This is a genomic window from Acidimicrobiales bacterium (assembly GCA_035531755.1).
Classification (GTDB): domain Bacteria; phylum Actinomycetota; class Acidimicrobiia; order Acidimicrobiales; family UBA8190; genus DATKSK01.
Genome location: DATKSK010000054.1, coordinates 53,155 through 78,444 on the forward strand (window position 1 = coordinate 53,155; position 25,290 = coordinate 78,444).

Genomic DNA, 25,290 nt, shown 5'->3' on the forward strand with positions numbered 1-25,290 from the left:
AGGCTATCGGGTCGGCACCACCCGCCCGCGGCCCCCAACGCCCCGCCGCCGCGTCCGGCGCCCGGCGTCAGCCCGGCTTGGCGTTGCGCTCGTAGACCAGGCGCAGGCCGTGCAGCGTCAGCCAGGGCTCACGGTGCTCGATGCACGCCGACAGCGGCGAGATGATTTCGGACAATCCGCCGGTGGCCACCACGGTGGCGTGGCCGAGCTCGTCCATGATGCGCCGGCACATGCCGTCGACCTGCGCGGCGTAGCCGTACAGCGCGCCGGACTGGATCGACTCGACGGTGGACTTCCCGATGACGCTGCGCGGTTCGACGAGCTCGACCCGGCGCAGGGCGGCGGCGTGGTGGAACAACGCGTCCATGGAGATGGCGATGCCCGGGGCGATGGCCCCGCCGAGGTACTCCCCGACGCCCGAGATGGCGTCGAAGGTGGTGGCCGTCCCGAGGTCCACCACGATGCACGGGCCGCCGTAGAGGTCGTAGGCGCCGATGGCGTTGGCGATGCGGTCGGCGCCGACCTCCTTGGGGTTGTCATAGAGGATGGGCATCCCCGACCGCACGCCCGGCTCGAGCACGACGCACGGGACGTCGAACCACCGGCTCGCCATGTCGCGCAACGCCGTGGTGACACGCGGGACCGACGACGTGACCGCCACGCCCGTCACCACCTCGTCGACGTCGAGGCCGTCGAGGTTCAGCAGCTCCGACATGAGCAGGGCGTGCTCGTCGGGCGTGCGCTCGTCGACCGTCGACAGCCGCCAGTGGTGGGTGAGGCCGGCGGGCTCCGGTGGTGCGGGGGGGGCGGGGCGGCTCCCGCTCGGCGGCTCGTCGCCGGGGCCGAGGGAGAACAGGCCGATCACGGTCTCGGTGTTCCCGACGTCGATGGCAAGCAGCACGTGTCAGTCCTCCACGATGTCGAGGCCGAGGTCCACGATGGGCGCCGAGTGGGTGATGGCGCCCACCGAGATCAGGTCCGCGCCGGCCGCCGCGTAGGCCGGGGCGCGCTCGAGGGTCACGCCCCCCGAGACCTCCACGAGCACGGTGCCCGGCGCCTCGGCCGTGCGGGCGCGCACCAGGGCCACGCACTCGGAGACCTGGGACGGCGTCATGTTGTCCAGGAGCACCGCCGAGGCGCCCGCGTCGACCGCCTCCGACACCTGCTCGGGCCGGTCGCACTCCACTTCCACCATACGGCCGGGCCACCACCGGCGCGCCAGCGCCACGGCTTCTGCGATGCCGAGTCGCCCCAGGTGGTTGTCCTTGACCAGCACGGCGTCGGACAGGCCGGCGCGGTGGTTCCACCCGCCGCCGGCGCGCACCGCCGCCTTCTCGAGGGCGCGCAGCCCCGGTGTGGTCTTGCGCGTGTCGAGCACGCGCGTGGCGGGGTTGGCGACTGTCACGGCGTCGACGAAACGACGCGCCAAGGTGGCCACCCCCGACAGGTGGCACAGGAAATTGAGCGCGGTGCGCTCGGCGGTGAGGACCGATCGCATGGGCCCCGATACCTCGGCCACCACCGACCCCGGCGCCAGCCACCCGCCGTCGGGCACGCGCCAGTCGACGACGAGCGCCGGGTCCACCTGCGCGAACGCCTCGAGCGCGCACAGCCGACCGGCGAGGACCCCGTCGGCCCGGGCCACCACGCGGACGCGGATCGTCTCGGTCTCCGGGACCAGCATGGCGGTGAGATCGCCGAGCTGGCCCATGTCCTCCGCCAGGGCCCGCGCCACCGCGTCGCGCGCCGCGGCGCGCGGCGGGTCCGCGGGGCCCGACGACGGCCACGCCGCCAGCAGGTCGTCCATGGCGGCGTCGGCGCCCACGCCCGGCCGGCCCGGGCCCGCCGGGCCCGTCACGGCACGCCCGCGCCCGCGCCCGGCACCGCGCCCGCGCCCGCCTCCGGCACCGCGCCCGCGCCCGCGCCCGGCGGGGCGGTGCGGCGGTGGACCAGGCGGCAGCGCCACTGCGCCCGGGTGTCGGGATGGTCCCGCCGGGCGTGGGCCCCGCGGGTCTCCTCCCGGGCGTGCGCGGCACGCAGCAGCGCGGCCGCCACCGTCGTCAGGTTGGCGAGCTCGCCGGTGGCCCGGTCGCGGGCGAGCCCGGGCAGCGAGGCGCCGACCGCGCCCACCTCGTCGGCGGCCGCGGCCAGCGACGCCGGCGACCGCAGCACGCCGGCACCGTCGGTCATGGCCCGCTGGAGCCGGTCGCGCAGCTTCCCTGTGTCGCCGTCGCCGTCGCCGTCGCCGTCGTCATCGCCGCCACGGCCGCCGTTGCGCGCGGCATCGGCCGCGTCGGTGCCCGTCCCGGCCCACGCCGGTGACGGCACCGTGTCGACATCGATGCAGGCGATGCCGTCCGGGGCGTGGACCGCCCCGAGCAGCGCGCGCATCACCCCGGTCGGGGTGGGCCCGTCGTGCCCCGCGGCGATGGCCTCGGCCAGCCGCGCCCCGAACACCATGCCCTCGAGCAGCGAGTTCGACGCCAGCCGGTTGGCCCCGTGCACCCCCGTGCACGCCGCCTCCCCCGCCGCCCACAGCCCGGGCAACGCGCTGGCCCCGTCGAGGTCGGTGACCACACCGCCCGACAGGTAGTGGGCGGCCGGCGCGATGGGCAGCCAGTCCACCGTGGGGTCGAGCCCCGCGGCGTGCAGCGACGCCGCCACCGTGGGGAAACGGGCGTCGAACGACTCGAGCCCGGTGGCGTCGAGCCACAGGAACTCGACACCCTGCGCGGCCATGCGGTCGGCCATGGCGCGGCTCACCACGTCGCGCGCCGCCAACTCGTCCACGAAGCGCTCCCCGTCGGCGTCGCGCAACAGGGCCCCGTGCCCGCGCAGGGCCTCGGACAGCAGCGGGCGGGGCATCGCCGGGTGGTGCAGCGCCGTCGGATGGAACTGGAAGAACTCGAGGTCCGCCACGGGCACCCCGGCACGCAGGGCCATGGCCACGCCGTCGCCCGTGGCCTCCTTCGGGTTGGTGGTCACCGCGTAGAGCTGCCCGGCGCCGCCCGTGGCCAGCACCACCTGCCCGGCCCGTACCTCCCGGCGCTGGCCCTCGGGGTCGAGGGCGGTGACGCCGACGCACCGGCCGTGCTCCACCACGAAATCCACCGCGAACCACTGCTCGAGCACGGCCGCGGCGCTGCGGCGGACGGCGGAGACGAGAGCCCGCTCGACCTCGGCCCCCGTGGCGGCTCCGCCGGCGTGCAGGACCCGGGCGGTGGAGTGCCCGCCCTCGCGTGCCAACGACAGGTCACCGCCGGCCTCGCGGTCGAACACCGCGCCCAGGCGGATCAGCTCGTCGACCCGGCCGGGCCCCTCGTCGACCAGGACGCGCACGGCGTCGACGTCGCACAGCCCGGCGCCCGCTGCCAGGGTGTCGGCCAGGTGGAGGTCGGCCGAGTCCTCGTCCCCGCCCACGGCGGCGGCGATGCCGCCCTGTGCCCACCGGGTCGCCGACTGCGAGAGGTCGGCCTTGGTGAGCACGCCGACGCGCAGTCCCGGCGTGGCCAGCCGGACGACGGCGGAGAGCCCCGCCACCCCGGACCCGAGGACGAGGACGTCGAGTTCCACGGCAGGCGCGCCCCGGAGCGTGGGTCTGGGCCCGGGATCAGCTGGTGACGGCCCGGTGCAGCTCGGCCTCGAGCTGCGCGGCGCTCACGTCCACCACGGCGTTGGTGGCGTCCACGTGGACGACCGTGGGCTCGAAGCCGGCGAGCTCGGCGATCTCGTAGTCGGCGTAGGTGATGACGATCACCTTGTCGCCCCGGTGCACGAGCCGTGCCGCCGCCCCGTTGAGGCACACCTCACCGGGCCCGCCGACGATGGCGTAGGTCTCGAAGCGCGCGCCGTTGTCGATGTCGAGGACGGACACCTGCTCGTACTCCAGGATGTCGGCCAGCGCCATCAGCTCGGGGTCGAGGCTGATGGACCCCACGTAGTCGAGGTTGGCGTCGGTGACCGTCGCCCGGTGGATCTTGGACTTCATCATGCGCCGGCGCATCTCAACGCTCCTCTCCGGTATTGACGAGCACGAGCTCCGGCACCGGGGCGGGCGTCGCCGGCGCCCGCACGCCGTCGTTGTCGATGAGCCGGACCGAGCCGACCCGCGCCGCCACGAGCAGACGGACCTCCGCCTCCACGACCGACGGGCACCGGAGGGTCCCCGGGTCGACCACCACGGCGTAGTCGGGCGCCACCAGCGGCTCGCCCGCCAGCACCGCCATCATGACGGCGCGCACGCGCACCGGGTCGCGCTCGCCGCGCTCGACGCACGCCCGCCCGGCGCCCAGGGCGCGGTGCAGTGCCAGCGCGGCGCGGCGCTCGGTGCGCGTCAGCCGCGTGTTGCGGCTCGACATGGCCAGGCCGTCGGGCTCGCGCACCGTCGGGCACCCCACCACCTCGACGGGGATGGACAGGTCGGCGACGAGCCGGCGGACCACGGCCAGCTGCTGGAAGTCCTTCTCGCCGAAATACGCCCGGCACCGGCCCGCCAGGAAGAAGAGCTTGGCCACCACGGTGGCCACCCCGTCGAAGTGCCCCGGGCGCGAGGCCCCTTCGAGGCCCTCGCTGACGCCCGCGACGTGCAGCGTGGTGGCGACCGGCGCCGGGTGCCCGGGGTACATCTCCTCGACGGCCGGGGCGAACACGACCGAGGCCCCGCCGGCACGGGCGAGCGCCACGTCCCCGGCGAGGTCGCGCCGGTAGGCGGCCAGGTCGGCGGCGTCGTCGAACTGGAGCGGGTTGACGAAGACGGTCACGGCCACGACGTCGCATTCCGAGGCGGCGCGCTCGATGAGCGAGCGGTGCCCGGCGTGCAGCGCCCCCATGGTCGGGACGAGGCCGACGCGGCGGCCCACGGCGCGCTCGGCCTCGAGGGCCTCGGCGAATTCGGCGGCGGACGTCACCACGCGCACCCGCGCCGGGCGCGTCCGGCGGGAGCCGGGCCGGGCGCCGGCCCCGGACGCGGCCACAGTGCCGTCGGTGGCCCCGGTGCCGTCGGTGGCCCCAGTGCCGTTCGTCACGAGGTCGCCGGGCTCGGCGGCCGAGCCGGCGGGCGAGCCGGGCCCCGGACGCGAGGCGGCCAGGCGGCGGGCGAGATCGACACCGGCGTCGTACCCGGGGCGCTCGGAGGCGTCGAGGGCACGGCGGTGCCGTTCGAGGGTGGCCTCGTCCCCGCGGGCCGCCGGGCCGGTCAAGGCGGCCGCGGGGCCGAGCTCGGCGGCGTCGGTGAGGGCGGCGCGCGCCAGGCCGACGAAGGCGTCGAGGCCCAGCCCGGCGGACGCCGCCACCCGCTCCACCTGGCCCATCAGGGACACGACGTGGTTGGCGGCGATGCAGGCGGCGGCGTGGTACGCCGCCCGGTGCTCCTCCTCGACGACGACGATCGTGCCGTCGAGCGAGCGGGCCAGCCGCCGGGCGACGGGGTCGCCGGCCACGGCGAAGGTGATGCCGCTGCGCAGCCGGAGCCGGCCCACCTCGGGCGAGGGCAGCGGGACCAGGGGGTGCAGGGAGGCCCGGCGGGCATGGGGGGCCAGGACATCGAGGCTCAGGGCGCCCGACAGGTGCAGGACGACGGTCCCCGGCTCGGGGGTCACCGCCGCGGCCACGTCGGCGATGGCGGAATCGGGCGTGGCGATGACGAGCACGTCCACGCCCGACGCCGCGCCGGCGAGGTCGTCCCGGCGCGACAGCACGGCACGCACGTCGTGGCCGGCGTCGGCCAGAGCCGCAGCAAGCGAACGACCGGCCCGTCCAGGGCCGACAATCCGGATGGATGCCACCAGACCCCTTTCTGCGCTCCAGCCCCTTCCGGGTGCCGGTCGCGTCAGGTGATCGGATTCGTTCCTGTCAGTGTACCCACGGGTCGCACCTCCCCACCAGCCCGTTCCCACGCCCCGGGGGGCACGAGCTCGGGGGCCAGCTCCGCCAGCGGCTCCAGGACGAACCGGCGCTCCCACATGCGGGGGTGCGGGACCACGAGGTCGTCCTCGTCCACCGTGACGTCGCCCACGAGGAGCACGTCGACGTCGAGCGTCCGCGGGCCCCAACGGACGTCGCGCCGGCGCTGCGCCTCGGCCTCCAGCCGGCGGGCGGTCTCGAGGAGGGCCCGGGGGGACAGCGTCGTCGCCAGCTCCACCACCAGGTTCAGGTAGGGACCCTGGTCGGGGGGCCCGCCCACGGGCTCGGTCTCGTAGACCTGCGACACCGCCACCACGTCGGGGAGGCCGTCGACCGCCCGGCGCAGGATGGCCAGCCGGTCGCCCAGGTTGGAGCCGAGGCCGACGAAGGCGCGCACCCCTGTCGATCCCATCCCGGCCCCTCGGCCCGAGTCGCCTACGCGCCCGGCCCGACGGGCCCGCCCGAGCCGGCGGCGACCGGCCGACGGCGGTGGATGCGCACCCCCGTCGATCCCAGCGCATGCGGGAGCGGCGGCCGCAGCTTGCGGACGACGACGGTGACGCTGTCGACGCGGGCATCGGCGAGCACCGCGGCGGCCACGGCACCGGCCAGCGACTCGAGTAGTCGGTGCGGCGGGCCCGCCATCACCGCGGCGGCGGCCTCGGCGGCGGCGGCGTAGTCGGCGGTGGCCGCCAGGTCGTCGGTGGACGCCGCCGGTGCGGTGTCGAGGTAGAGGTCGAGGTCGATCTCGAAGGGCTGCGGCGCGGCCCGCTCCTCCTGGAGCACGCCGTGGACCGCGTCGAGGCGCAGCCCCCGGACCTCGATGCGGTCGCCGCCGGGACGCCGGTCCGGCGTCATGGCGACGCGCCCGGCGTCATGCGCCCCCGGACGCCCCGCCGGGGACGAGCTCGGACGCCCGGGCCACCATGTCGCGCCCCGGAGGGCCCATCTGATGGCCGACGAGGCGCTCCACGGCGTTGATGGCCTGCGGCCCGCCCGGGAGCCGCCCGCTCCACAACAGGTAGCCGGCCACGATGCCCATGACGCGGTCCCCGAGCTCCTCCTGGTGCAGCAGCAGGCGCTCGCCGGCGCGCAACCACCCGTCGAGGTGCCGGTAGAGATCGAGCAGGGTCTCGCGCACGTCGCCGGTGGGGGCCAGCGGGAAGTGCGACCACGCCACCTCGCCCTCGTCGTAGGCGGCGAGGTTGTGCGGCGACGGCAAGAGCGACACCACCCGGTTGAACCCCTGCACGCGCAACCAGATGATCTCCTCCTGCCGGCGCACGCGGCGGTGGTGCGGCGCGAAGCCGCCGGGTCGCTCGCTGACGGCCAACTGGTCCTTCACGACCCACGTGAAGTTTCGCGGGGGGATCCCCGCCGCCCACTTCCCCTTCACCCGTCGGCCCTCACCTGTCGCATCCCGTTGCCCGTGCACGCTCTCGCATGGATCGCCTGTCGTCCTGTCTGGTAGTCGGTCATCGTCGGCCGCCGCTCACCCGCTCATCGCCTGCTGCCGGGGAAGCGGGCCGGAGGCCAGGCGCGTGGTGCCCACCAGGACGGCGGCCTCCACCGTGCTCGCCACGTCGTGCACGCGCACCATGGACGCGCCGGCCAGCATCGCCCAGGTGGCGGTGGCCAGGGACCCCGGCAGGCGGTCGTCGACGTCCCCGGGCGGCCCGGTGGGCGTCGGCGCCAGCCGGCCCAGAAAGCCCTTGCGGCTCGTGCCGACCAGCACGGGGTGGCCCTCCGCCACCAGCTCGGAAAGATGGTGCAGCAGCGCCAGGTTGTGCGCGGGGGTCTTGCCGAAGCCGATGCCGGGGTCGAGCCACACCTCGCGCACCCCCGCCTCGAGCGCCGTGCGCGCCCGTTCGACCAGGAAGCCGTGCACCTCGGCCACGACGTCGTCGTAGCGGGGGTGGACCTGCATGGTGCGGGGCGCGCCCTGCATGTGCATGGCCACCCAACCCACGCCACAGGCCGCCGCCACCGGCCACAGCATTCCCGAGATGTCGTTGACCAGCGTCGCCCCGGCCTCGACGGCGGCCTGCGCCACCGCCGGCTTCACGGTGTCGACCGACACCCGCACATGGGGAGCGAGGGCCGCCACCACCGGCACCACCCGGCGCAGCTCCTCGGCCTCGGGCACGCGCCCGGCGCCCGGACGGCTCGACTCGCCCCCCACGTCCACCACGTCGGCCCCGGCGCCGGCCATGGCGAGGCCGTGGGCCAGGGCCCGGTCCGGGTCCAGGTAGCGGCCACCGTCGGAGAACGAGTCGGGCGTGACGTTGAGCACGCCCATGACCTGAGGCCGCATGCCCGTAGGTTAGAGCGGCCGCGTGGGGGCGGCGACGGGGGCCACGGGGCCACCCGGGGCTCGCGGGGTGGCGCCGGTGGGGCGGTCAGCGGCCGTGCACGTACTGCATCGCCTCGGCCCGGGTCCGGGGGTCGTCCCGGAACAACCCGCGGACCGCCGAGGTGATGGTGAGCGTCCCTGGCTTCTTGACGCCCCGCATGGACATGCACAGGTGCTCGGCCTCCACCACCACGAGCACGCCGCGCGGCGACAGCACCTTCTCCATGGTGTCGGCGATCTGCGTCGTCATGCGCTCCTGGACCTGGAGGCGGTGCGCGTAGGCGTCGACGAGGCGCGCCAGTTTCGACAGGCCCGTGACCCGGCCGTCCTCGCCAGGGATGTACCCGACGTGCACCTTCCCGATGAACGGCACCATGTGGTGCTCGCACAGCGAGGCGAAGGCGATGTCGCGCACCATCACCATCTCGTCGTGTTCGGCGGCGAAGGTGACCGTGAGATGGCGGCCGGGGTCGTCGTCGAGGCCCGAGAACAGCTCCTCGTACATGGCCGCCACCCGACGCGGCGTGGCCAGGAGCCCGTCGCGGCCGGGGTCCTCGCCGATCGCCTCGAGCAGCTCGCGCACCAGTCGCTCGACGCGCTCGACGTCCACGCTCACCGCCGCCACCGGCCCGCAGTCGACGGTCGTGGATCGCTCGACGGTCGTGGGTCAGTCGACACGGACCGGACCCTGGTAGACGCGGATGTCGGGCACGTTGCGGTAGCGCTCGGCGACGTCGAGCCCGTAACCCACCACGAAGTCCGGAGGGATGTGGAACCCGACGTACCTCAGGTCGAGCTTGGCCCGCTGGCGGCCCTCCTTGACCAGCAGCGCGCACACCTCGAGGCTGGCGGGCTGGCGGGCCAGGAGGCTGCGGCGCAGGTAGGAGAGCGTGAGGCCGCTGTCGACGATGTCCTCCACCACGAGGACGTGGCGGTCGGTGAGGTCGGAGTCGAGGTCCTTCACGATGCGCACCACGCCGCTCGTGGTCGTCGCCGACCCGTACGAGGCCACCGCCATGACGTCGACCTCGACGGGGAGCCGGATGGCGCGCGCCAGGTCGCTCATGAACACGAACGCGCCCTTCAGGACCCCGACCAGGAGCGGCGGCCTGTCGTCGTAGTCGGCGGTGAGCTGGTCACCGAGCTCCACCACCCGCTTCTGCAGGATGTCCTCGGTGACGACCACCCTGCCGAGGTCGGGGTCGTCGCGCCAGCGGTCGGCCGTCACCGTCGGGCCGGCGTGCCCATCGGGCTCCCCTCGGTCATCGACGGCGAGACTACCGGACCGCTCCGTGGGCGACCGGGGCCGACGACAGCGACCCGCGTCGGCGGCGGACGCGCACGCCCGGGGCCACGTCGGTGGCGGACATCTGGCCCCGGGCGACAGCCAGGACCCGGTCCACGGCGGCGAGGTCCGGCGGGTGCTCGGCGGCCCCCCGCAGCCACCGGCGCGCGGCGCGCCGTGCGAGCGGGGCCGGCGCGGCGGCGAGCGCCGAGGCGTCGGCGACGTCGATGGCGGCCGCCAGCGCGTCGAGCAGGGCGGCCTCCGCCCCCACGATCTGGGCCTGCCGGGCGAGCACGGGCACGAGGTCGCGCCCGGCCACGGCACAGGCGAGCGGCAGCAGCTCGTGGCGCACGCGGTTGCGCACGAAGCGGGGGTCGGCGTTGCTGGGGTCGTCCACCGGCGTGAGCCCGAGGACCGCGCACAGCGCCCGGGTGTCGGCCCGGCGGATGCCGAGCAGGGGGTGCCCGGAGCCGGGCCGCATCCCCGCCAACCCGTCGAGACCGGCCCCCCGCAGGAGGTTCACCAGGACCGTCTCCGCCTGGTCGTCCATGGTGTGCCCGGTGGCCGACCCCGCCGGCAGCACGGCCAGGCGGGCCGCCCGGGCACGGGCCTCGAGGTTGGGACCGGGGTCGACCTGCACCCGGACGGCCTGGAACCGGGCCCCGAGGCGGGCGGCGGCGGCGGCCACCACCGCGGCTTCGGCGTCCGACCCGGTCCGCAACCCGTGGTCGACGTGGACGGCGGTGGCGTCGCACCCGGCCGCCACGGCCAGGGCCAGCAGCGCCAGCGAGTCGGCACCCCCGGACACCGCGCAGGGGAGGGCGGTGCCGGCGGACGGGAAGGTGCAGCGGTCCAGGAGCTCCTCCACCGTGACGCCGGGCACCGGCGCGCCGGGCGCGCCGGGCGGCGCCGGGACCTCGCCGGGCATCAGCCGGTGGCGAGGCGGGCGGGGCCGACGCGCGCCACCCAGGTGTCGGGATGGCGGATCTCGTCCATGGTGGGCAGCATCTCCGGGCCTTCCCACACCCGGGAGAGCAGCCCCGGGCCACCCGAGGCCTCCACGGCGCGGATGAAGCGCTCGCCCTGCTCGTACTGGCGCATCTTGGCCTCGATCCCCACGAGCTGCTGCAGCACGCGGGAGGCCAGGCCGGCCCGGCGGCGGCGCTCGCGCAGGACCCGGGAGAACCACGCCGCGTCGGGCACGGCGTCGGCCCCGGCCCGGTCCATGGTGATGTCGCCGTGCCCCTCCAGCAGGCTCATCATCGACTGGATGCGGGCGATCACCTCGAGCTGCTCGGGCGGAGCGACGAGGCCCAGCATCCCGGCATCCTGCAGCGGGTTCTGCCCGGCCCGCACCGCCCCCGCCGCCCGGCGCAGCGCCTCGGCGAACCGGCGCGGGTCGGGGGTCATGCCCGTCATGGCCTGGTCGACGAGGGAGAGGAAGTGGCCCCGCAGCCACGGGACGCCCGTGAACTGGCAGCGGTGGGTGACCTCGTGCAGCGCGATCCACAGGCGGAACTGCTTGGCGGGAAAGCCGTGGCGGCGCTCGAGGGCCACCACGTTCGGGCCCACGTAGGACACCACGCCGCCGGTGTCCTCGGCCTCGGCCAGGAGGAGGTCGTACTGCCCGAGGACCCGGGTGGCCATCCAGCCGAGGACGAGGCCGAGCTGGGCGCCCGTCGCCGTGCCGGCGGCGCCGCCGAGGGGGCCGCGCAGCGAGGAGGTGTCGAACTGCTCGAGCATGGGCTCGAGCAGGCGGCGGAACGAGGCCAGGTTGGCCCGCACCCATCCCGCCCGGTCGAGGACCAGGGCGCCGGCGCTGCCGGTGGCGGGCCGGAGCCCGGTGGCCTCGATCACGAGGCCCTCGGCCATCGCCGTGGCCTCGGAGAAGTCGGCCTCCAGCTGGGCCGTCGTGGCGGCATCGAGGGTGCCGGCGCCGGGCGGGCCCAAAAGCGAGCTCCGGGAGCCGACCCACGTGGCCACGCGTTCGGCCACGTCCCACGACACGGGGCTGGTCACCGCCCCAGTGTAGGGAGCCGGCACGCCCGAGGTGCGCCCGGCCGTGGCCGGTGCGACCCGTCAGGCGATCTTCTTGCCCCGCAGCCTGGGTGTGCTCGGGCTGACGTGCAGGCAGCAGAACTCGTCGTCGTTGTAGATCGACAACTTGGTGTCGCAACCGGGCTCGGCACACACCCGGCCTCGGGCGAAGGTGCGCGACGGCCGGCCGTGGCCGGTGAACGCCGTCGCTCCGATCGACTGATCGCCCCCCAATTCGGTGCGGTCTTCCATGCCCCCTGAACCTCCCGCCGTCGGGTCTGTGTTGCTTCCCTATCGACCGGCGGGGCGGGGGGCGTGAGCGACCGGCCTTGTCGTTGTGCATCCGTTGTGATTTGCCCGGAGGCCCAGCAAGGAGGCTCGATCTGGCGGGCACAGCCGGGCCGGGGCGGGAGACGGGCCCGACTAGCGGTCGGTGACCTGCTACGGGGCGGCGGGAGCCGTCCGGGGCCGAGCGACGACGGGCGGGCGGTCCGGCGCGGTCAGCGCACCGGGGTGGGATCAGCCGCCCGAACGCTCCCGGCGCTCCTCCTCGAGGAGGGCGTCGCGGACCCGCTGGCGCAAGGCGTCGGGGACGTGGTCCTTGCAGCGATTGGCGACCACGGATCGGAGCTCGGCCTCGAAGTCGAATGCGTCGAGACACGGCGAGCACTCGTCGAGGTGATCCTTGATCTCCGCGCGTCGCTCGTCGGTGAGCTCACCGTCGAGATAGTGGTAGAGCCGCTCGATCGTCTCGTTGCAGTCGAAGCCGGACTCACCGGACCCCATCTCGGTTCCTCCCATCAGCCCCGAGGCTAATGCCCGGCCTCGGTGGAGCCGACCAGGCCCCGCGCCACTGCAAAATCCATCAACGCCTTCTGCAGGGCCTTTCTTCCCCGGTGGATCCTGCTCATGACCGTGCCGATGGGTACCTCGGTGATGTCGGCGATCTCCTTGTAGGAGAAGCCTTCCACGTCCGCCAGGAGGACGGCGATGCGGAACGCCTCGGGGAGCGACTCGATCGCCTTCTTCACTTCGTCGTCGGTGAAGTGCTCGAACACCTCGTCTTCGGCCGATCGGCCGGCGCCGCTCGCCTGCAGGGCCCCGATGCGGTGGTACATGTAGAGGTCCTCGACGTCCTCGACGTCGGCCTTCTCCGGTCGCCGCTTGGCGGCGCGGTAGCTGTTGATGAACGTGTTGGTGAGGATCTTGTAGAGCCACGCCTTCAGGTTCGTGCCGTCCTCGTAGCGGTCGAAGGCGCGGTACGCCTTCAGGAAGGTCTCCTGGACGAGGTCCTCGGCGTCCGCCGGGTTGCGCGTCATCCGCAGGGCCGCGGTGTACAGCGCCTGCATGTGCGGCATGGCGAGCTCTGCGAAGCGCAGCCGGTCTGCCATGAGCAGCACCATAGTCAGTGGGTGTGGCGACGGTGCCGCGCCACCGCAGGTGGGCGCGACGGCACCGTCCCGGGCAGCCCTCGGGGTGCGGTCAGGCGCCCGGCGACACCTCGGCGCGTGCCCAGCGGCGGTCGGTCCGGGCCCCGGTCGGGTAGAGCCGGAAGCTCACCACCGTGACCGGCACCAGGTCGGCGTCGGCGGTGACGATCCAGCACGGCACCTCCGCGTCCGATGCGTCGCGCAGCTCCAGCCAGGTGTCGTGGCTGATCGTGCCGTCGTCCTCGGCCAGCACCACGAGGCAGTCGATGCCGTCCCGGATGAACGGCCAGCGCAGGTGCCAGTCGGCACGCGAGGCGAAGCCGCACCCGTCGGCGTCCATGACGACGGCCTGCGGCCAGGCGTCGCCGACCCGTCGCAGCGCCCGGCGGTAGGGCAGGGTGCCGTAGGTGTTCTTGGCGGCGGCCAGGTACACCACGGCCGCGACGAGCTCCTCGGCCCGGTCCCTGCTGTGCCCCCCGCGTGCTCCGGCATCCTCGTGGACGCCGGACGGAATCGTGACGCTCATAGCGGACCCCCGTCCCGGCTGTCGCCGTCCGCGCGCCGCCGAGACCAGAAGCCTCGGCGACGTGCCCCCCTCGCTTCCCATGGTGGCGCCCGACCCTCACCGGACGTCCAAGCGCAGGTCAACTCCCGCACAACTGGAACGTCACCGTCCGAGCCGGGCGCGACGGGACCGGGGGGGCCGCCCTCCTCCGGGCGTCGGCCTCAGGGGCCGGTTCGACGGGGACCACGGGGCGCTTCGCCTCCCCGGCCGGCGCGGGCGCCGCGACTCCCGGGGCGCGAATGGGGTACTTCGGCCCTCGACGCCGCCGGCGGGGGGGACGCGCAATGGAGCCATGGCAGCCCACGACGAGGACTTTCCGATCCAGCGCGTGTCCATCCACGGCTACGACGTCGGCTACCGGCGTGGCGGGCAGGGGCCGGTGCTCGTGCTGCTCCACGGCATCGCCGGCAGTTCCCGGACCTGGCTCCCGGCCATGCGGCTGCTGCGATCCGAGTTCTCGGTGCTGGCACCGGACTTCCTGGGCCACGGCAAGTCCGCCAAGCCACTCGGTGACTATTCGCTCGGCAACCATGCCAGCGCCATGCGCGACCTGCTGCACCTGCTCGACATCGACCGGGCCACCGTTGTCGGGCAGTCGTTCGGCGGCGGCGTGGCGATGCAGCTCGCCTACCAGTTCCCCGAACGCTGCGAGCGACTGGTGCTCGTCGACGCCGGTGGCCTGGGCCGGGAGGTCAGCTGGATCCTGCGCCTCATCACCCTGCCGGGGAGCGAGTACGTGATGCCGCTGCTGTTCCCGGGCTTCGCACGCGAGTGGGGGGACGCCGTCGCCGGGTTCTTCCGGTCGCACGGCATCCGCAATCCCGAGGTGGGGGAGATGTGGCGTTCCTACCGGTCACTGACCGAGGCCGACAACCGCCAGGCCTTCGTCCGGACCATGCGCGCCGTGATCGATCCCGGCGGACAGTCGGTGAGCGCCATCGACCGTCTCTACCTGGCGGCGCACATGCCCACGCTCATCGTGTGGGGCGACCGGGACAGGATGATCCCGGTCCATCACGCCTACGCCGCCCACGACGCCCTTCCGGACAGCAGGCTGGAGGTGATGCAGGGGGTGGGCCACTTCCCCCACGTGGAGGAGCCGGCCCGATTCGTGGAGATCCTCACCGACTTCATGCGCACCACCGAGCCCAGCGCGTTCACCCCTGAGGAATTGCGCGCCCTGCTGCACCAGGGGTCAGGGCCATGAGATCGTCCACCGGGGCGGGGACGCGCACGCGTCGACGGAGCCTGGGAGGGGACTCGAACCCCTGACCTGCGCATTACGAATGCGCTGCTCTACCAGCTGAGCTACCCAGGCACGAGGAGGAGCGCCCCTCGGGCGGAGGTGCGGCCCACCGCCGGTCCTGCACTCCGCGACGCTTTTCATCATGGCACAGCCGGCAATCAGCACCGGCGGTGCCGTCCCTGGTCAGGGCGGTACGGACCGGGAGCCGACCCGGCGACGTGGGCCCGATCGATGCCCGGCCCGCCGGGCCACGAACCGCCCCGACCCGCCGGAGGCGCAGAAGCGCCGCCGGAAAAGGCGGACCCGGTAGCCTGTGCCCGGATTCCACGGAGGGACGATGCTTCATTTCACGGAAGAGGAGACACCGCCCGCAGGCGACGCCTTCGGCTGCCGGTGCCTGCCGGGGCCCGGGCGCGCGTGGCAGCCAGCGGGGTCGGCACGGTGCTAGTGCTGGGTCGTCGTGCCGGTGAGGGCGTCATGATCGGCCATGACATCAAGGTCACCGTGATCGTCGTGGCGGGAGACAAGGTGCGGATCGGGATCGACGCACCGTCGGACGTCGAAGTGCACCGCGAGGAGGTGTACCTCGAGATCCAGCAAGCCAACCTGCGGGCCGCCGCGGTCTCCGCCGAGGGAGTCACGGGGCTCACGTCGGTCCTGCGCGAGCAGGTCGCCACCGGGCCGGAGGGGTCGGAGCCCCCCCGTGGCGCCGGCGACGCCGGTCAGGGCTCCGATCGGGGCGCGAGCGGCTCCGAGGCTCGGTAGCCCGACTCGTACTGCACCACCTGGGCGGCCGCCTGCGTCTGCCGGTTCACCACCAGGGGGCCGAGGAGGTTGGCGGTCGGCCGTTCGCCCAGGGTGATGATGCAGAGCACGACGGCGTCGTCCACCGACGCCAGTCCGAGGCTCGCCACGTGCTGCTCGTCGATCGTGACCGTGTACTCGGGGAACAGGGCCCCCGCCACCGTCACGACGAAGCAGATCTCGGCCTGGTCGACCGACCGCATCAGGAAGAACGGGCCGTACTCGGGCGCGAGCATCTCGAGCCGGAAGCCACGCGCGCCAGGGAAGCCCGGGAGGCCGCCGGCGAAGTCGAGGACGGCGCGGTCGGGGAGCCCGGGGCCGGCGCCTGCCGTCGGTGCTTCGGTCTCCACCGCCTGCTCGCCAGGCCGGATTCGTGTGATCAACATGCGTGCGCTTCTCCAGTCATCCTAGGAACTGCACGAGCGATTGCTGCGAAAGCTGCGACGTTGCCCACAACGCAGCCTGGTACGACTGCTGCGCCTGCGCGAGTTGGGTGCTCACCTTGGCGACGTCCGTGCCGTCGATGCCGGACATCTGCGCCTGCAGCACCTGCTGGGTGTTGGTCGCCTGGTTCAAGAACGCCTGTATCCGCTGGTAATTGGCGCCCATCTGCGCTGCCTGCGTCGTCACCTGCGAGATCGCCTGGCTGAGCGCCTGCAGATCGGTGGTCTGGACGTTGTTGAGCGACGACGTCGTCCCCGCCTGCAGGTCCTGGGTGATCTGCGCCAGGATGCCGTTGCTGGCGAGGAGGCCACTGGACCCAGAGCCGAAGATCTGATCGCCGGTGAGCGCCACCGCCACCTGCTCGCCCGGGGCGACCGTCCGCGTCGGAGCCGATCCCCCGCCGACGTAATTGCCGTTCTGGTCGTACGCCTGGGCCACGCTGGCGGTGCCGGCGAAGATCGCCTGGCCCCCGTAGGTCGTGTTGGCGAGGTTGATGAGCTCCTGGCGGGCCGATGCCACCTGGGTGGCGAGCCCCTGGAGCGCACCGGGCTGGTTCGACAGACTGGCGCCGCTCACCGACTCCACCACCTGTTGAGCCTGTTGCAGCGCCGACACGATCTGGTTCATCGTCGAGTTGCCGAGGGACAGCCAACCGGATCCGTCGTTGGCGTTCGAGGCGTACTGCTTGGCACGAGCCAGGCTGCCGTTGAGCTGCAGGAGGGCGGCGGCGCCCGCCGGGTTGTCCGACGGTTGGTTGATCATGTCGCCCGTGGACAGCTGCGTCTCGAGCGTCGCCTGTTGCGCCTGGGAGTTGTCGAGCCCCGAGATCAACTGGTCGGCGATGATCGTCGGCGTGTAGGAGATCGCCGCGGACCCCATGACGTCAGTCACGATTCGCTCCTCGTTCTCATTCCGGCCGTCGTCGTCATGATGCCTGGATGAGGGCCTGCATCATGGTGCTGACGGTGCTGATCAGCTTGGCGGACGCCTGATAGGCCTGCTGGAACGTCAGCATCTGCACCATCTGGTCATTGGTGTTGACTCCCACGACCGACTGCAGGTTCTCCTGCGCCGTGGTCGCCACCGACGTCTGCGCCTGCACCTGGTTGTTCACGGCCTGCACCTGTGCGCCCATCCCCTGGATGAGCGACTGGTACTGCTGGTCAGGGCCCACCGGCGCGTTGTAGAGCTCGGCCATGGCTTGCGCGTTGGCACCGTTGTTGGTGGCGTCGGGCATCGTGCCGGTGTCGGACGCCGCCAGCAGCTGGGGGTCGCTCACGATGGCGGCGTTGACGCTGAGCCCGGCGGCGCCCGACCCCTGGAACAGCGGGTCCGCAGCACCGGAGGCGCCGGTCGCGGTGAACCCGGCGCTCAACTGGGCGTTCACCGTGGAGGCCAGGTCGTTGGCGACGGCGTCGAGCTTGGACTGGTAGCCGGGCAGGTACTGGTTGACGGCCGCCAATTGGCCCGAGACGCTCCCGGCGGAGGATGGGATGGTGACGCCGCTGGTGTTGGCCACCAGGCTCATGTTCCCCGTGCCCCCGGTCGTCGTGATGGTGTCGTTCCACGCGCCCTGCACCAGGGTCACCCCCCCGATGTCGACGTTGACCGTGCCGTCGGTCTGCGGGACGGCGACGGCCCCGATCGTCGTGGCGAGCGTGTTCATGAGCTGGTTGCGCTGGTCGATGAGGGCGTTGGCCGATGAGCCCGAACCCTCGGTCGCCGTGATCTGCCCGTTGAGCGTGGCCACCTGCTTCAGCACGATGTTGGCCTGGGCGACCGATGACGTCACCTGTGACTGCGCGTTGACCTGCAGGCTGTTGAGCTGCTGCGCGGCCTGCTGCAGGTCCGAGACGAGGTTCTGCGCGAGCGCCACGGTCTCGGTCCGGGGAGCGAGATTCGACGGGTTCTGACTGATGGCGTCCCACGACTGCCAGAAGCTGGACAGGTCCGCGGCGATCCCCGACGAGCTCGGCTCGGGAAACACCCCCTGTGCGCCCTGAAGGACCTGCTGCAAGGCTGTGCTCTGCGACAGGGCGCCCTGGGTCTGCAGCGCGTTGGTGGCCAGGAGCCCGTCGTTGCTCTGGGTCACGCCCACGGTCCGGACGCCGTCCCCCACCCCGATCAGGTCGCCGCCGGGATTCGTCGTGAGCTGCGCACGCTCCGCGACGTAGCCAGGAGTGTTGGCATTGGTGAGGTTCTGGGAAATGGCGTCCATCGCCGCCTGCTGGGCGTCGAGGCCCGACGCGGCGATACTCAGTGCGAGGTCTCCCATGACGCGTCCCGATCCCTATGCGGTGGCGTCGAGCATGCGGGGGCGGGGTGCCACCACCGACGTCGTCGCCATCGCGGTGTAGGACGGGCCGTCTCCGAGGAGCGCGAGCGCATCGGAGGTGGCGGCCAGGTTGCGGGCCAGGATCTCCCGGTTCCTGGCGCACAAGTCGTTGATCCGGTCCACCAGCGCACGCATGACCTGCCGGCGCTCCTCGAGGACACGACGCTCGTCCTCGTCCTGGGCCGCCTCGGCCAGCGCGCCGAGCGTCGGGGTCGGTGTCAGCCTCATCTCGGCGGCCACAGCGGCGACCAGTTGTTCGCGACGACGACTGATGACGTCGAGACCCTTCACGGCCTCCTCGAACTCGGCGTTGTTGCGGGCCAGCAGCCGGGGCTTGCCGGCCAGCAACACCAGCTGCTCCTGCTCGAGCCTGAACGCGAGGTGTTCAAGAGCTTCGCTCTCTTCGAACAGACAGACGACGAGGGCGTTCAATCCCATTTCGGAGCTATCGGCGGGATCCGCCTCGGGGTGAAGGACTCGGCGCCGAAACTTCGAGCTCACCGAGCGTGAGCGTGCGCTTGCCGCTGAGGGTCACCGGACGCGTGCCGCCGGGGGTCACTGCACGACGAAGCTCGTGAAGTACACGGCGCTCACCTGTTCGGCGGCGCCGTCGACCTCCGGTGCGATGCCCTGGCACAGCTTCAGGATCTGCGCCTTGACCGATGTGCGCCCCCCCGGGGCGAGCAGCTGGTCGTAGGTCTGCGCCCCGAGGACCGTGATGGCGGCGTCGTCGAAGCGGGGGACGTCGGTGGACGTCGTCTTCGCCGCCAGTGTCGTGAGCTGCAGGGAGATCGAGGCTTGCACGAGGTGGCCGTCCGACATGTTCACCGTGAGCTGGTCCAGGGGGAGGATGGTCCCCGCGGGCACGGCCTGCCCTGGCTTGTAGTGCGGCTTGAGCAGCATCGACTTGGCCTCGAACCCGACCACGAGCAGGACCACGAGGATGATGATCAGCTTCTTCTTGCTCTTCTTGGGCTTGCCGTCCTTGCCGTCTTTGTCGGCGCCCTTGTCGGCGCCCTTGTCGGCGGCGTTCTCGGCATCCGCCGGGAGCGTGGCACGCGTGCCCTGATCTGCGGCCATGGCGCTCATGGTTGGTCTGCCCCTGCGGTCAGGATGACGATGTCGATCCGGCGGTTGAGGGCACGATCGGCCGGGGTGTCGTTGGGCATCAGGGGATGGGTGTCGCCGAACCCCGTCGCCGCCAGGCGGTTCGGGTCGATGCCGTCCTGCCGCGAGAGCCGGGTGGCGACGCTGGCCGCCCGCACCGCGCTGAGCTCTTCGTTCGAGCTGTAGGGACCACCCGTGATGGGCTGGTTGTCGGTGTAGCCCTCCACCTCGATGCCATTGGGGACGCTGCGAAGAACCGACGCCACGGCGTCGATCACCGACTGGCCCTCGGGCTCGAGGTTCCCCGAGTCGCTGGCGAAGAACACCTTGTCGGTCAGGACCTGCACGACCAGGCCTCGGGTCGAGAGCGAGGTCGTGAGCACTCCCTGCAGGCCCTTGGCGTTCGACGCCTTCTGGACCTGCTGACCGATCGACTGGAGCTGGGACTCCTGGGAGGCGGACAACGAGGCCTTCGCCGCGGCGGTCGGCTGCTTCGCGGGCGTGGTGATGCTCGGGTGCTGCTGGACCTGCCGGGGGCCGGCGGTGGGCGTCAGGCTGTCGTACTGCTCCACACCGTTGCTCGACGGGAGGACTCCGGGATTGGGGGAGAAGCTCTGCTTGAACCCGAGGGCCAGGGCCTCGAACTTCTTGGAGTTGATGGTGCTCACGGCGAAGAGCACGATGAACAGGGCGAGCAGCAGCGTGATCATGTCGGCATACGTCAGCAGCCAGCGCTCCGAATTCTCGACCTCCTCGGCCTCGGCCTCGGCGGCCAGGCGCCGTCTCACGCCGCCTCCCTCGACGATCGGGGGCTGGAGCTGCGCTCCTCCGCGGCCAGGAACGACTGCAGGCGCGCCTGGATGAGCCTCGGGCTGCTGCCGGCCTGGATCGCCAGCAGGCCTTCGAGGACCATGCGCTTGTGGTGGACTTCGATCTCGGACGCGCGCTTGAGCTTGTTGGACACCGGCAGCCAGAGCAGGTTGGCGGCGAGGACGCCCCAGAGCGTGGCGGTGAAGGCCGACCCGATGGCCGGACCGATGACGTTCGGGTTCGACAGGTTGGCGAGCACGTGGATCAGGCCGATGACCGTGCCGATGATCCCGAGCGTCGGGGAGAAGCCGCCCATGTCGCCGAAGAACTTGGCGCCCATCCGGTGGCGCTCCTTCAGGGCGATGATCTCGCCCTCCAGGATCTCCTGGATCTCCTCGGGGTCCACACCGTCGGCGGTCATCTCGAGGCCGCGGCGGAAGAAGGGGTCCTCGACGCCCTCCGAAGCCTTGTCGAGCGCCAGGAGCCCGTCGCGGCGCGCCAGTTCGGCCAAGCTCACGAGCTTGCCGATCTCGTCGTTGGGGTCGTCCTCAGGAACGCCGAGGGCGGCCTTGATCACGTTCTTGATCTTCTTGACGTCGGTCTTCATGAAACCGGCGGCGGCGGCGGCGAAGGTGCCCCCGAAGACCAGGATGATCGGCGCCGGTTTGAACAGCAGCGTGGGGCTCGATCCGTCGACGATCATCGAGAGGAAGACCGCGGCGAGGGCACCCCCCACGGCGATCGGCGTCATCCGGTCCAGCTTCATCGCTCCGCGCCCCTCGGCTCATGGGTGCCCTGGTCGCAGGTGTCCTTGGCACCGGTGCGGCTGTCGGCACCTCCTCTGAGGACGCGGAGATGGGTGACGCACGCGACCTCTGACGGTTCGGCCATCCTGACGGCGAGCGCGAGCGTCGAAGCGCGAAACGCCCGGAACCTCTCGATGACCTCGTCCATGGACTCTCCGACGACGTGCTTGGCGCCGCTGGTCAGCGTGATGACGGTGTCCGGGGTCTCCTCGATCCGCTCGATCAGGTCAGGGTTGATCGCGATTCGCTCGCCGCCGTGAAAGCGCGCGAGGTAGATCATCGGTCCTCCAATGGTCGAGAGCCGGCGGTGAGGGCCGGCTCACTCCGGTGCCCCGCGACATCGCGAGGCGGCCCGGCAGGCTCAGTTCGAACTCGACGCGGCTCGAGGTCGGGACCTCCCCCCGGGGACGATTGCTCGTCCCCGGGGGTCGGGTCCCTGAGCCGACTAGCCGAGGAGCTTCAGGACCATGCCCGACGTCTGCTGGGCCTGGCTCAACATGGCCACACCAGACTGCATCAGGATCTGGTCCGTCGTGAACTGGGTCGTCTCCTGGGCGAAGTTCACGTCGACCAACCCCGAGTAGGCAGCCTGCAGGTTCTGCTGGCCGACTGTCAGGTTGGCCACGACCACCGACAGCTGGTTCTGGGTGGCGCCGACGTTGGCTTCCACCGAGGCAACCGTGCTGATGGCCGACTGGACCGCCGTGATGGCCGCCTGGGCGCTCGCCTGCGAGCCGACGCTGACCACTGACGCCGAAACACCGAGCGCGCCGGTGGTGGCGGCACCGATCGTCAGCGTGAGCTCCTGGTTGGAGTTGTTGAACGCACCCACCTGCAGGCTCTGGTTCGAGAAGGTGCCGTCGAGCAGGGCCTTCGTCCCGTAGGACGTGGTGGTGGCGATCTGGTCGATCTGGTTCTGCAGAGCCGCGAACTCCTGCTCGTTGGCGTTCAGCGACCCGGTGTCGTTGGTGGCACCGTTGGCCGAGCTCAGCGCGAGCTGGTTCATCGTCTGCAGGATCGAGGTGATCTGGTTCAGGGCACCGCTCGCCGTCTGGATCAGCGACACACCCGCCTGCGCGTTGGAGATCGCCTGCGAGAAGCCGTTGGACTGCGACTGCAGGCCCTCGGCCACGACGTAGCCGGCAGGGTTGTCGGCAGCGGTTTGGATCTGGAGACCGGAAGACAGCTCCGAGATCGCCTTGGTCATCGCCTGGTCGGTCTGATTCAGGTTGTTGTACGCGTTGATCGCCGACTCGTTCGTGTTGACAACGAGGGAAGACATCCGTTTCCTCCTTGGGTTTCAAGCTCCATCCGTGGAGCTCTTTGGCATGTGCGACCCCCCGGTCCGATGTGGGCCGGTTGGGACGACACCATTCTTCGGCCCGAGGGCACGAATACTTGAGGAGATTCCCTGAGCCCCCGTGGGGAGATCCCCCGGCCTCGCCGACCCCTGGTCGGGCCACCCCGGACGGCACGTCCGAGGCGCGCGTCGCGGTGGCGTCGTCGCGCCTGGCGGGGCATCGCCGACCGCTCAAGACAATTCCCGATCCGGCCGAAGACTAGGTCGGTCGAGCCGGTGGTGCGCCGGCGCACAAGCGCGAAAGGGGGTGACGGCGCATGACGGTTGTGCCCACCTCGAGCAGCGTGCCCCCCGTCGTCTCCTTCGGCCTGGTGTCGGGGCTCAACACCCAGCAGATCATCCAGGCCGAGCTCCAGCCGTTCCAGCAGCCCGAGCAGGACCTCCAGGGCCAGCAGACGACCCTCAACACCAACGTCGCGGAGTACCAGCAGATCAACAGCGACCTCATGGCACTGCAGACCCAGGCGAGGAACTTGTCCACCGCCGCCGGCTGGAACGCCCGCCAGGCGACCTCCTCCGACACGGGCATCGCCACGGCGACAGCCACGCCGGGGACGCCGACCGGCTCGCTGCAGTTCGTCGTCCAGCAATTGGCGAGCGCCAGCTCCGTCGTCTCCACCGGCACGGTCGCCTCGACGACGCAGATCGTGGACACCCAGCCGTCGTTGCTGGTGGCCCAGGGAGGTGGGCTCGGGTTCGCCAGCCTGGTGGCCGGCGCGGGGCTCACGCTCGGATCGCACACCGTGGACGTCACGCAGTCGTCCCAGGCGGCGTCGGCCACCGGCACCGTCTCCCTCGGCTCGCAGTCCGCAGGCATCGCCGTCACCACCGGGTCCAACGACACGCTGGCCGTCACGGTCGACGGCACGGCGTACAACCTCACGATCGCCCCCAACCCCACCGGCGGCTACAGCGGCAGCGGGCTGCTCGGCGCCCTGCAGAGCGCCATCACCGCGGCGGGCGCGTCCGGCGTCCTGCAGGCCGGCTACGACTCCAGCGGGCACCTGATCCTCTCCACCGTGGACCAGGGCTCCAGCCAGAGCCTGCAGGTGACCGGGGGCACCGCCCTCGCCACCCTCGGCCTGTCGGCCATGGGCAGCGCCGCCGTCGGCGTCGACGGCGTGGTCAGTGTCGACGGCACCGCCAACGTGCTGAGCACCGTGACCCCCGGTGGCGCCGTGACCCTCAACGGCGCCAACGGTGCCCAGGTCACGGGCACGATCGTGGCGGGATCCGCGCAGAGCCAGGTGAACAGCTCCCTGCTCGCCGTCGGGTCGATCACCGCCACCAACGTCTCCACGGGCAACGGCTCCCTGGCCGACATCGTGACGAACATCAACGCCGCCGGCGTCGGGGTCACGGCCTCCGCCGTCCAGACGGGCACCAACCAGTACCTCCTGCAACTGTCCTCGTCCACGACCGGGACGGCGTCGGCATTGTCCTTGGACACGAACGCCTTCGCATCGTCATCGCTCGGCACCCTGAGCGTGGCGTCGGCGGGGAAGAACGCCGAGATCCTCGTGGGCGGTACCGGCGGCTACGCGTTCCAGTCCCAGACCAACACCGTGACCGGCCTGCTTCCCGGCCTCACGGTGAATCTCCTCACCGCGTCGGCGTCTCCGGTGACCGTGACGGTCGCCCCGGACGCCTCGGCGGCATCGACGGCCGTGCAGAACCTCGTCAGCGACGCCAACACCGTGCTGTCCGACATCCAGACGAACGCCGGCTACAACGCCCAGACCAAGACCGCGGGCCCCTTGATGGGGTCGGCGGTGCTCGAGAGCGTGACCAACGAGATCCAGTCGATCTTCGCCTCCATCAGCGGGTCATCCTCCTTCGGCAATGCCAAGAACATCGGCGTCACCCTGAACAACGGGCAGGTCCAGTTCGACCAGTCGGCCTTCGCGAACGCCTATGCCGCCAATCCCGCACAGGTCGCAGCCGTCTTCACCCAGGACGGCACGTTCACCCCGGCGTCGCCGACCTACACCGGAGAGGTCTCGCTCTCGTTCGCCGGTGACGGCACCCGGCCGGGTGCCTACGACGTCCAGATCAGCCAATCGGCGGCCCAGGCCACCGCCACCGGTGCCGTACTGGCGTCGGGGTCCGTGTCGTCCGCCGAGCAGCTCACGGTGTCGATGGGCACCAGCTCGGCGCAGTACAGCACCACGGCCGGCGAGTCTCTCGTCGCCGTCGCCGCCGGGCTGAACTCCGCCTTCGCCTCGGCGGGGATCTCACTGTCCGCCCAGGTCGTCAACGGCGGCCAGCAGCTCCAGCTGACCTCGGACGACTACGGCAGCCAGGCCGCCTTCAGCGTGTCGTCGACCGGTTCCGGGTCGGGGACGACGGGCCTGGCGGGAAGCTTCGCCGGCGTCGACGTGGCGGGCACCATCAACGGCGTCACCGCCACCGGTCGAGGGCAGTTCCTGACCGCCCCGAGCTCGGATCCCACGTTGGCGGGGCTGTCGGTCCAGGTGACGGCGTCGAACGTGTCGACCCTCACGGACCTGGGATCGATCAACTACCAACCGGGCATCGCCCAGGCGCTCAGCTCCCTGGGCAGCGCCATGTCCGATCCGACGCAGGGTGCGATCACGCAGACGGTCAAGAACCTGCAGAACCAGTCCAGCGGGCTGAACAGTCAGATCGCCTTCTACGCCGCCATCGTCAACCAGCAGCAGCACATGCTTCTCAACAAGTACGCCACCTTGGAGCAGACGCTCGGGACTTTGAAGAACCAAAGCTCGGCCCTGGCCGCGGAGTTGTCCCAGATCTCAGCCAACGGGCTGGCCTAGAGCAGGGGGCGT

General features: G+C 72.1%; 29 protein-coding genes and 1 tRNA gene. 3 read left to right on the forward strand and 27 right to left on the reverse strand.

The window, feature by feature from the left end:
* Nucleotides 1–67: 67 nt before the first annotated feature.
* The 17 genes from VMV22_11235 to VMV22_11315 all read right to left on the reverse strand — a co-directional run bounded on the left by VMV22_11235 (nucleotide 68) and on the right by VMV22_11315 (nucleotide 13,532).
* Nucleotides 68–901: a type III pantothenate kinase gene (locus VMV22_11235; protein ID HUY22896.1), complete on the reverse strand. Its 834-nt coding sequence runs from the start codon at nucleotides 899–901 to the stop codon at nucleotides 68–70.
* Nucleotides 902–904: 3 nt separating this feature from the next.
* Complete coding sequence (nadC, locus tag VMV22_11240) at nucleotides 905–1,858, reverse strand: carboxylating nicotinate-nucleotide diphosphorylase (GenBank protein ID HUY22897.1); 954 nt, start codon at nucleotides 1,856–1,858, stop codon at nucleotides 905–907.
* The gene (gene nadB, locus VMV22_11245) at nucleotides 1,855–3,573 is read right to left on the reverse strand and encodes an L-aspartate oxidase (GenBank protein ID HUY22898.1); all 1,719 of its coding nucleotides are present in this window, start codon (nucleotides 3,571–3,573) and stop codon (nucleotides 1,855–1,857) included. The genes nadC and nadB overlap by 4 nt, the downstream gene beginning before the upstream one ends.
* 37 nt (nucleotides 3,574–3,610) lie before the next feature.
* Nucleotides 3,611–4,003, reverse strand: a complete 393-nt coding sequence (panD, locus tag VMV22_11250; protein ID HUY22899.1) for an aspartate 1-decarboxylase — start codon at nucleotides 4,001–4,003, stop codon at nucleotides 3,611–3,613.
* A 1-nt stretch (nucleotide 4,004) separates the two neighbouring features.
* Nucleotides 4,005–5,696, reverse strand: a complete 1,692-nt coding sequence (gene panC, locus VMV22_11255) for a pantoate--beta-alanine ligase (GenBank protein HUY22900.1) — start codon at nucleotides 5,694–5,696, stop codon at nucleotides 4,005–4,007.
* A gap of 131 nt (nucleotides 5,697–5,827) precedes the next feature.
* Nucleotides 5,828–6,313 carry a 2-amino-4-hydroxy-6-hydroxymethyldihydropteridine diphosphokinase gene (gene folK / locus VMV22_11260; protein HUY22901.1) on the reverse strand — a complete coding sequence of 162 codons (486 nt, stop codon included), beginning with the start codon at nucleotides 6,311–6,313 and terminating at the stop codon, nucleotides 5,828–5,830.
* A gap of 23 nt (nucleotides 6,314–6,336) precedes the next feature.
* Complete coding sequence (gene folB / locus VMV22_11265) at nucleotides 6,337–6,759, reverse strand: dihydroneopterin aldolase (protein HUY22902.1); 423 nt, start codon at nucleotides 6,757–6,759, stop codon at nucleotides 6,337–6,339.
* 16 nt (nucleotides 6,760–6,775) lie between these two features.
* Nucleotides 6,776–7,297 (reverse strand): hypothetical protein, encoded by a 522-nt coding sequence (locus VMV22_11270; GenBank protein HUY22903.1) that lies wholly within the window; start codon nucleotides 7,295–7,297, stop codon nucleotides 6,776–6,778.
* Between the two features lie 96 nt (nucleotides 7,298–7,393).
* Entirely contained in the window at nucleotides 7,394–8,215 is an 822-nt protein-coding gene (gene folP / locus VMV22_11275; protein ID HUY22904.1) for a dihydropteroate synthase, read from the reverse strand.
* A gap of 85 nt (nucleotides 8,216–8,300) precedes the next feature.
* Nucleotides 8,301–8,879, reverse strand: coding sequence for a GTP cyclohydrolase I FolE (folE, locus tag VMV22_11280; protein ID HUY22905.1), 579 nt, complete (start codon nucleotides 8,877–8,879; stop codon nucleotides 8,301–8,303).
* 42 nt (nucleotides 8,880–8,921) lie between these two features.
* Nucleotides 8,922–9,482 (reverse strand): hypoxanthine phosphoribosyltransferase, encoded by a 561-nt coding sequence (hpt, locus tag VMV22_11285; protein ID HUY22906.1) that lies wholly within the window; start codon nucleotides 9,480–9,482, stop codon nucleotides 8,922–8,924.
* Nucleotides 9,483–9,531: 49 nt separating this feature from the next.
* On the reverse strand, nucleotides 9,532–10,467 hold the full coding sequence (tilS, locus tag VMV22_11290; GenBank protein ID HUY22907.1) for a tRNA lysidine(34) synthetase TilS: 936 nt from the start codon (nucleotides 10,465–10,467) through the stop codon (nucleotides 9,532–9,534).
* Nucleotides 10,467–11,558, reverse strand: a complete 1,092-nt coding sequence (locus tag VMV22_11295; GenBank protein ID HUY22908.1) for a zinc-dependent metalloprotease — start codon at nucleotides 11,556–11,558, stop codon at nucleotides 10,467–10,469. Before VMV22_11295 ends, tilS begins: the two co-directional genes overlap by 1 nt.
* Nucleotides 11,559–11,618: 60 nt before the next feature.
* A complete protein-coding gene (locus tag VMV22_11300; GenBank protein ID HUY22909.1) occupies nucleotides 11,619–11,828 on the reverse strand; it encodes a hypothetical protein in 210 nt (69 codons plus the stop codon).
* A 267-nt stretch (nucleotides 11,829–12,095) separates the two neighbouring features.
* The gene (gene rsrA / locus VMV22_11305; protein HUY22910.1) at nucleotides 12,096–12,377 is read right to left on the reverse strand and encodes a mycothiol system anti-sigma-R factor; all 282 of its coding nucleotides are present in this window, start codon (nucleotides 12,375–12,377) and stop codon (nucleotides 12,096–12,098) included.
* 11 nt (nucleotides 12,378–12,388) lie between these two features.
* Nucleotides 12,389–12,967: a sigma-70 family RNA polymerase sigma factor gene (locus VMV22_11310; protein ID HUY22911.1), complete on the reverse strand. Its 579-nt coding sequence runs from the start codon at nucleotides 12,965–12,967 to the stop codon at nucleotides 12,389–12,391.
* 91 nt (nucleotides 12,968–13,058) lie between these two features.
* Nucleotides 13,059–13,532, reverse strand: coding sequence for a hypothetical protein (locus VMV22_11315; protein HUY22912.1), 474 nt, complete (start codon nucleotides 13,530–13,532; stop codon nucleotides 13,059–13,061).
* A 331-nt stretch (nucleotides 13,533–13,863) separates the two neighbouring features.
* Here VMV22_11315 and VMV22_11320 point away from each other — a divergent pair, with 331 nt between their 5' ends.
* On the forward strand, nucleotides 13,864–14,778 hold the full coding sequence (locus VMV22_11320) for an alpha/beta fold hydrolase (GenBank protein HUY22913.1): 915 nt from the start codon (nucleotides 13,864–13,866) through the stop codon (nucleotides 14,776–14,778).
* A 38-nt stretch (nucleotides 14,779–14,816) separates the two neighbouring features.
* On the opposite strand, the gene VMV22_11325 is transcribed toward VMV22_11320, so the two are convergent.
* A tRNA-Thr gene (locus VMV22_11325) sits at nucleotides 14,817–14,889 on the reverse strand.
* A gap of 159 nt (nucleotides 14,890–15,048) precedes the next feature.
* Between VMV22_11325 and csrA the strand changes: the two genes are divergently transcribed.
* Nucleotides 15,049–15,582 carry a carbon storage regulator CsrA gene (gene csrA / locus VMV22_11330; protein ID HUY22914.1) on the forward strand — a complete coding sequence of 178 codons (534 nt, stop codon included), beginning with the start codon at nucleotides 15,049–15,051 and terminating at the stop codon, nucleotides 15,580–15,582.
* Here csrA and VMV22_11335 read toward each other — a convergent pair.
* The 9 genes from VMV22_11335 to VMV22_11375 all read right to left on the reverse strand — a co-directional run bounded on the left by VMV22_11335 (nucleotide 15,540) and on the right by VMV22_11375 (nucleotide 22,405).
* Nucleotides 15,540–16,007, reverse strand: coding sequence for a flagellar assembly protein FliW (locus tag VMV22_11335; GenBank protein HUY22915.1), 468 nt, complete (start codon nucleotides 16,005–16,007; stop codon nucleotides 15,540–15,542). The genes csrA and VMV22_11335 overlap by 43 nt on opposite strands.
* A gap of 16 nt (nucleotides 16,008–16,023) precedes the next feature.
* Nucleotides 16,024–16,956, reverse strand: a complete 933-nt coding sequence (locus tag VMV22_11340) for a flagellin (GenBank protein ID HUY22916.1) — start codon at nucleotides 16,954–16,956, stop codon at nucleotides 16,024–16,026.
* A gap of 34 nt (nucleotides 16,957–16,990) precedes the next feature.
* Complete coding sequence (flgK, locus tag VMV22_11345) at nucleotides 16,991–18,340, reverse strand: flagellar hook-associated protein FlgK (GenBank protein ID HUY22917.1); 1,350 nt, start codon at nucleotides 18,338–18,340, stop codon at nucleotides 16,991–16,993.
* A gap of 15 nt (nucleotides 18,341–18,355) precedes the next feature.
* Entirely contained in the window at nucleotides 18,356–18,832 is a 477-nt protein-coding gene (gene flgN / locus VMV22_11350; protein HUY22918.1) for a flagellar export chaperone FlgN, read from the reverse strand.
* A 123-nt stretch (nucleotides 18,833–18,955) separates the two neighbouring features.
* Nucleotides 18,956–19,480 carry a flagellar basal body-associated FliL family protein gene (locus VMV22_11355; GenBank protein ID HUY22919.1) on the reverse strand — a complete coding sequence of 175 codons (525 nt, stop codon included), beginning with the start codon at nucleotides 19,478–19,480 and terminating at the stop codon, nucleotides 18,956–18,958.
* Nucleotides 19,481–19,485: 5 nt separating this feature from the next.
* On the reverse strand, nucleotides 19,486–20,295 hold the full coding sequence (locus VMV22_11360) for a flagellar motor protein MotB (GenBank protein ID HUY22920.1): 810 nt from the start codon (nucleotides 20,293–20,295) through the stop codon (nucleotides 19,486–19,488).
* Nucleotides 20,292–21,083 carry a MotA/TolQ/ExbB proton channel family protein gene (locus tag VMV22_11365; protein HUY22921.1) on the reverse strand — a complete coding sequence of 264 codons (792 nt, stop codon included), beginning with the start codon at nucleotides 21,081–21,083 and terminating at the stop codon, nucleotides 20,292–20,294. The genes VMV22_11360 and VMV22_11365 overlap by 4 nt, the downstream gene beginning before the upstream one ends.
* On the reverse strand, nucleotides 21,080–21,403 hold the full coding sequence (locus VMV22_11370; protein HUY22922.1) for a flagellar FlbD family protein: 324 nt from the start codon (nucleotides 21,401–21,403) through the stop codon (nucleotides 21,080–21,082). Before VMV22_11370 ends, VMV22_11365 begins: the two co-directional genes overlap by 4 nt.
* A 165-nt stretch (nucleotides 21,404–21,568) precedes the next feature.
* Complete coding sequence (locus VMV22_11375) at nucleotides 21,569–22,405, reverse strand: flagellin (GenBank protein HUY22923.1); 837 nt, start codon at nucleotides 22,403–22,405, stop codon at nucleotides 21,569–21,571.
* A 335-nt stretch (nucleotides 22,406–22,740) separates the two neighbouring features.
* On the opposite strand from VMV22_11375, the gene fliD reads away from it, so the two are divergent.
* Complete coding sequence (gene fliD, locus VMV22_11380) at nucleotides 22,741–25,278, forward strand: flagellar filament capping protein FliD (protein ID HUY22924.1); 2,538 nt, start codon at nucleotides 22,741–22,743, stop codon at nucleotides 25,276–25,278.
* The last annotated feature ends 12 nt before the right edge of the window (nucleotides 25,279–25,290 follow it).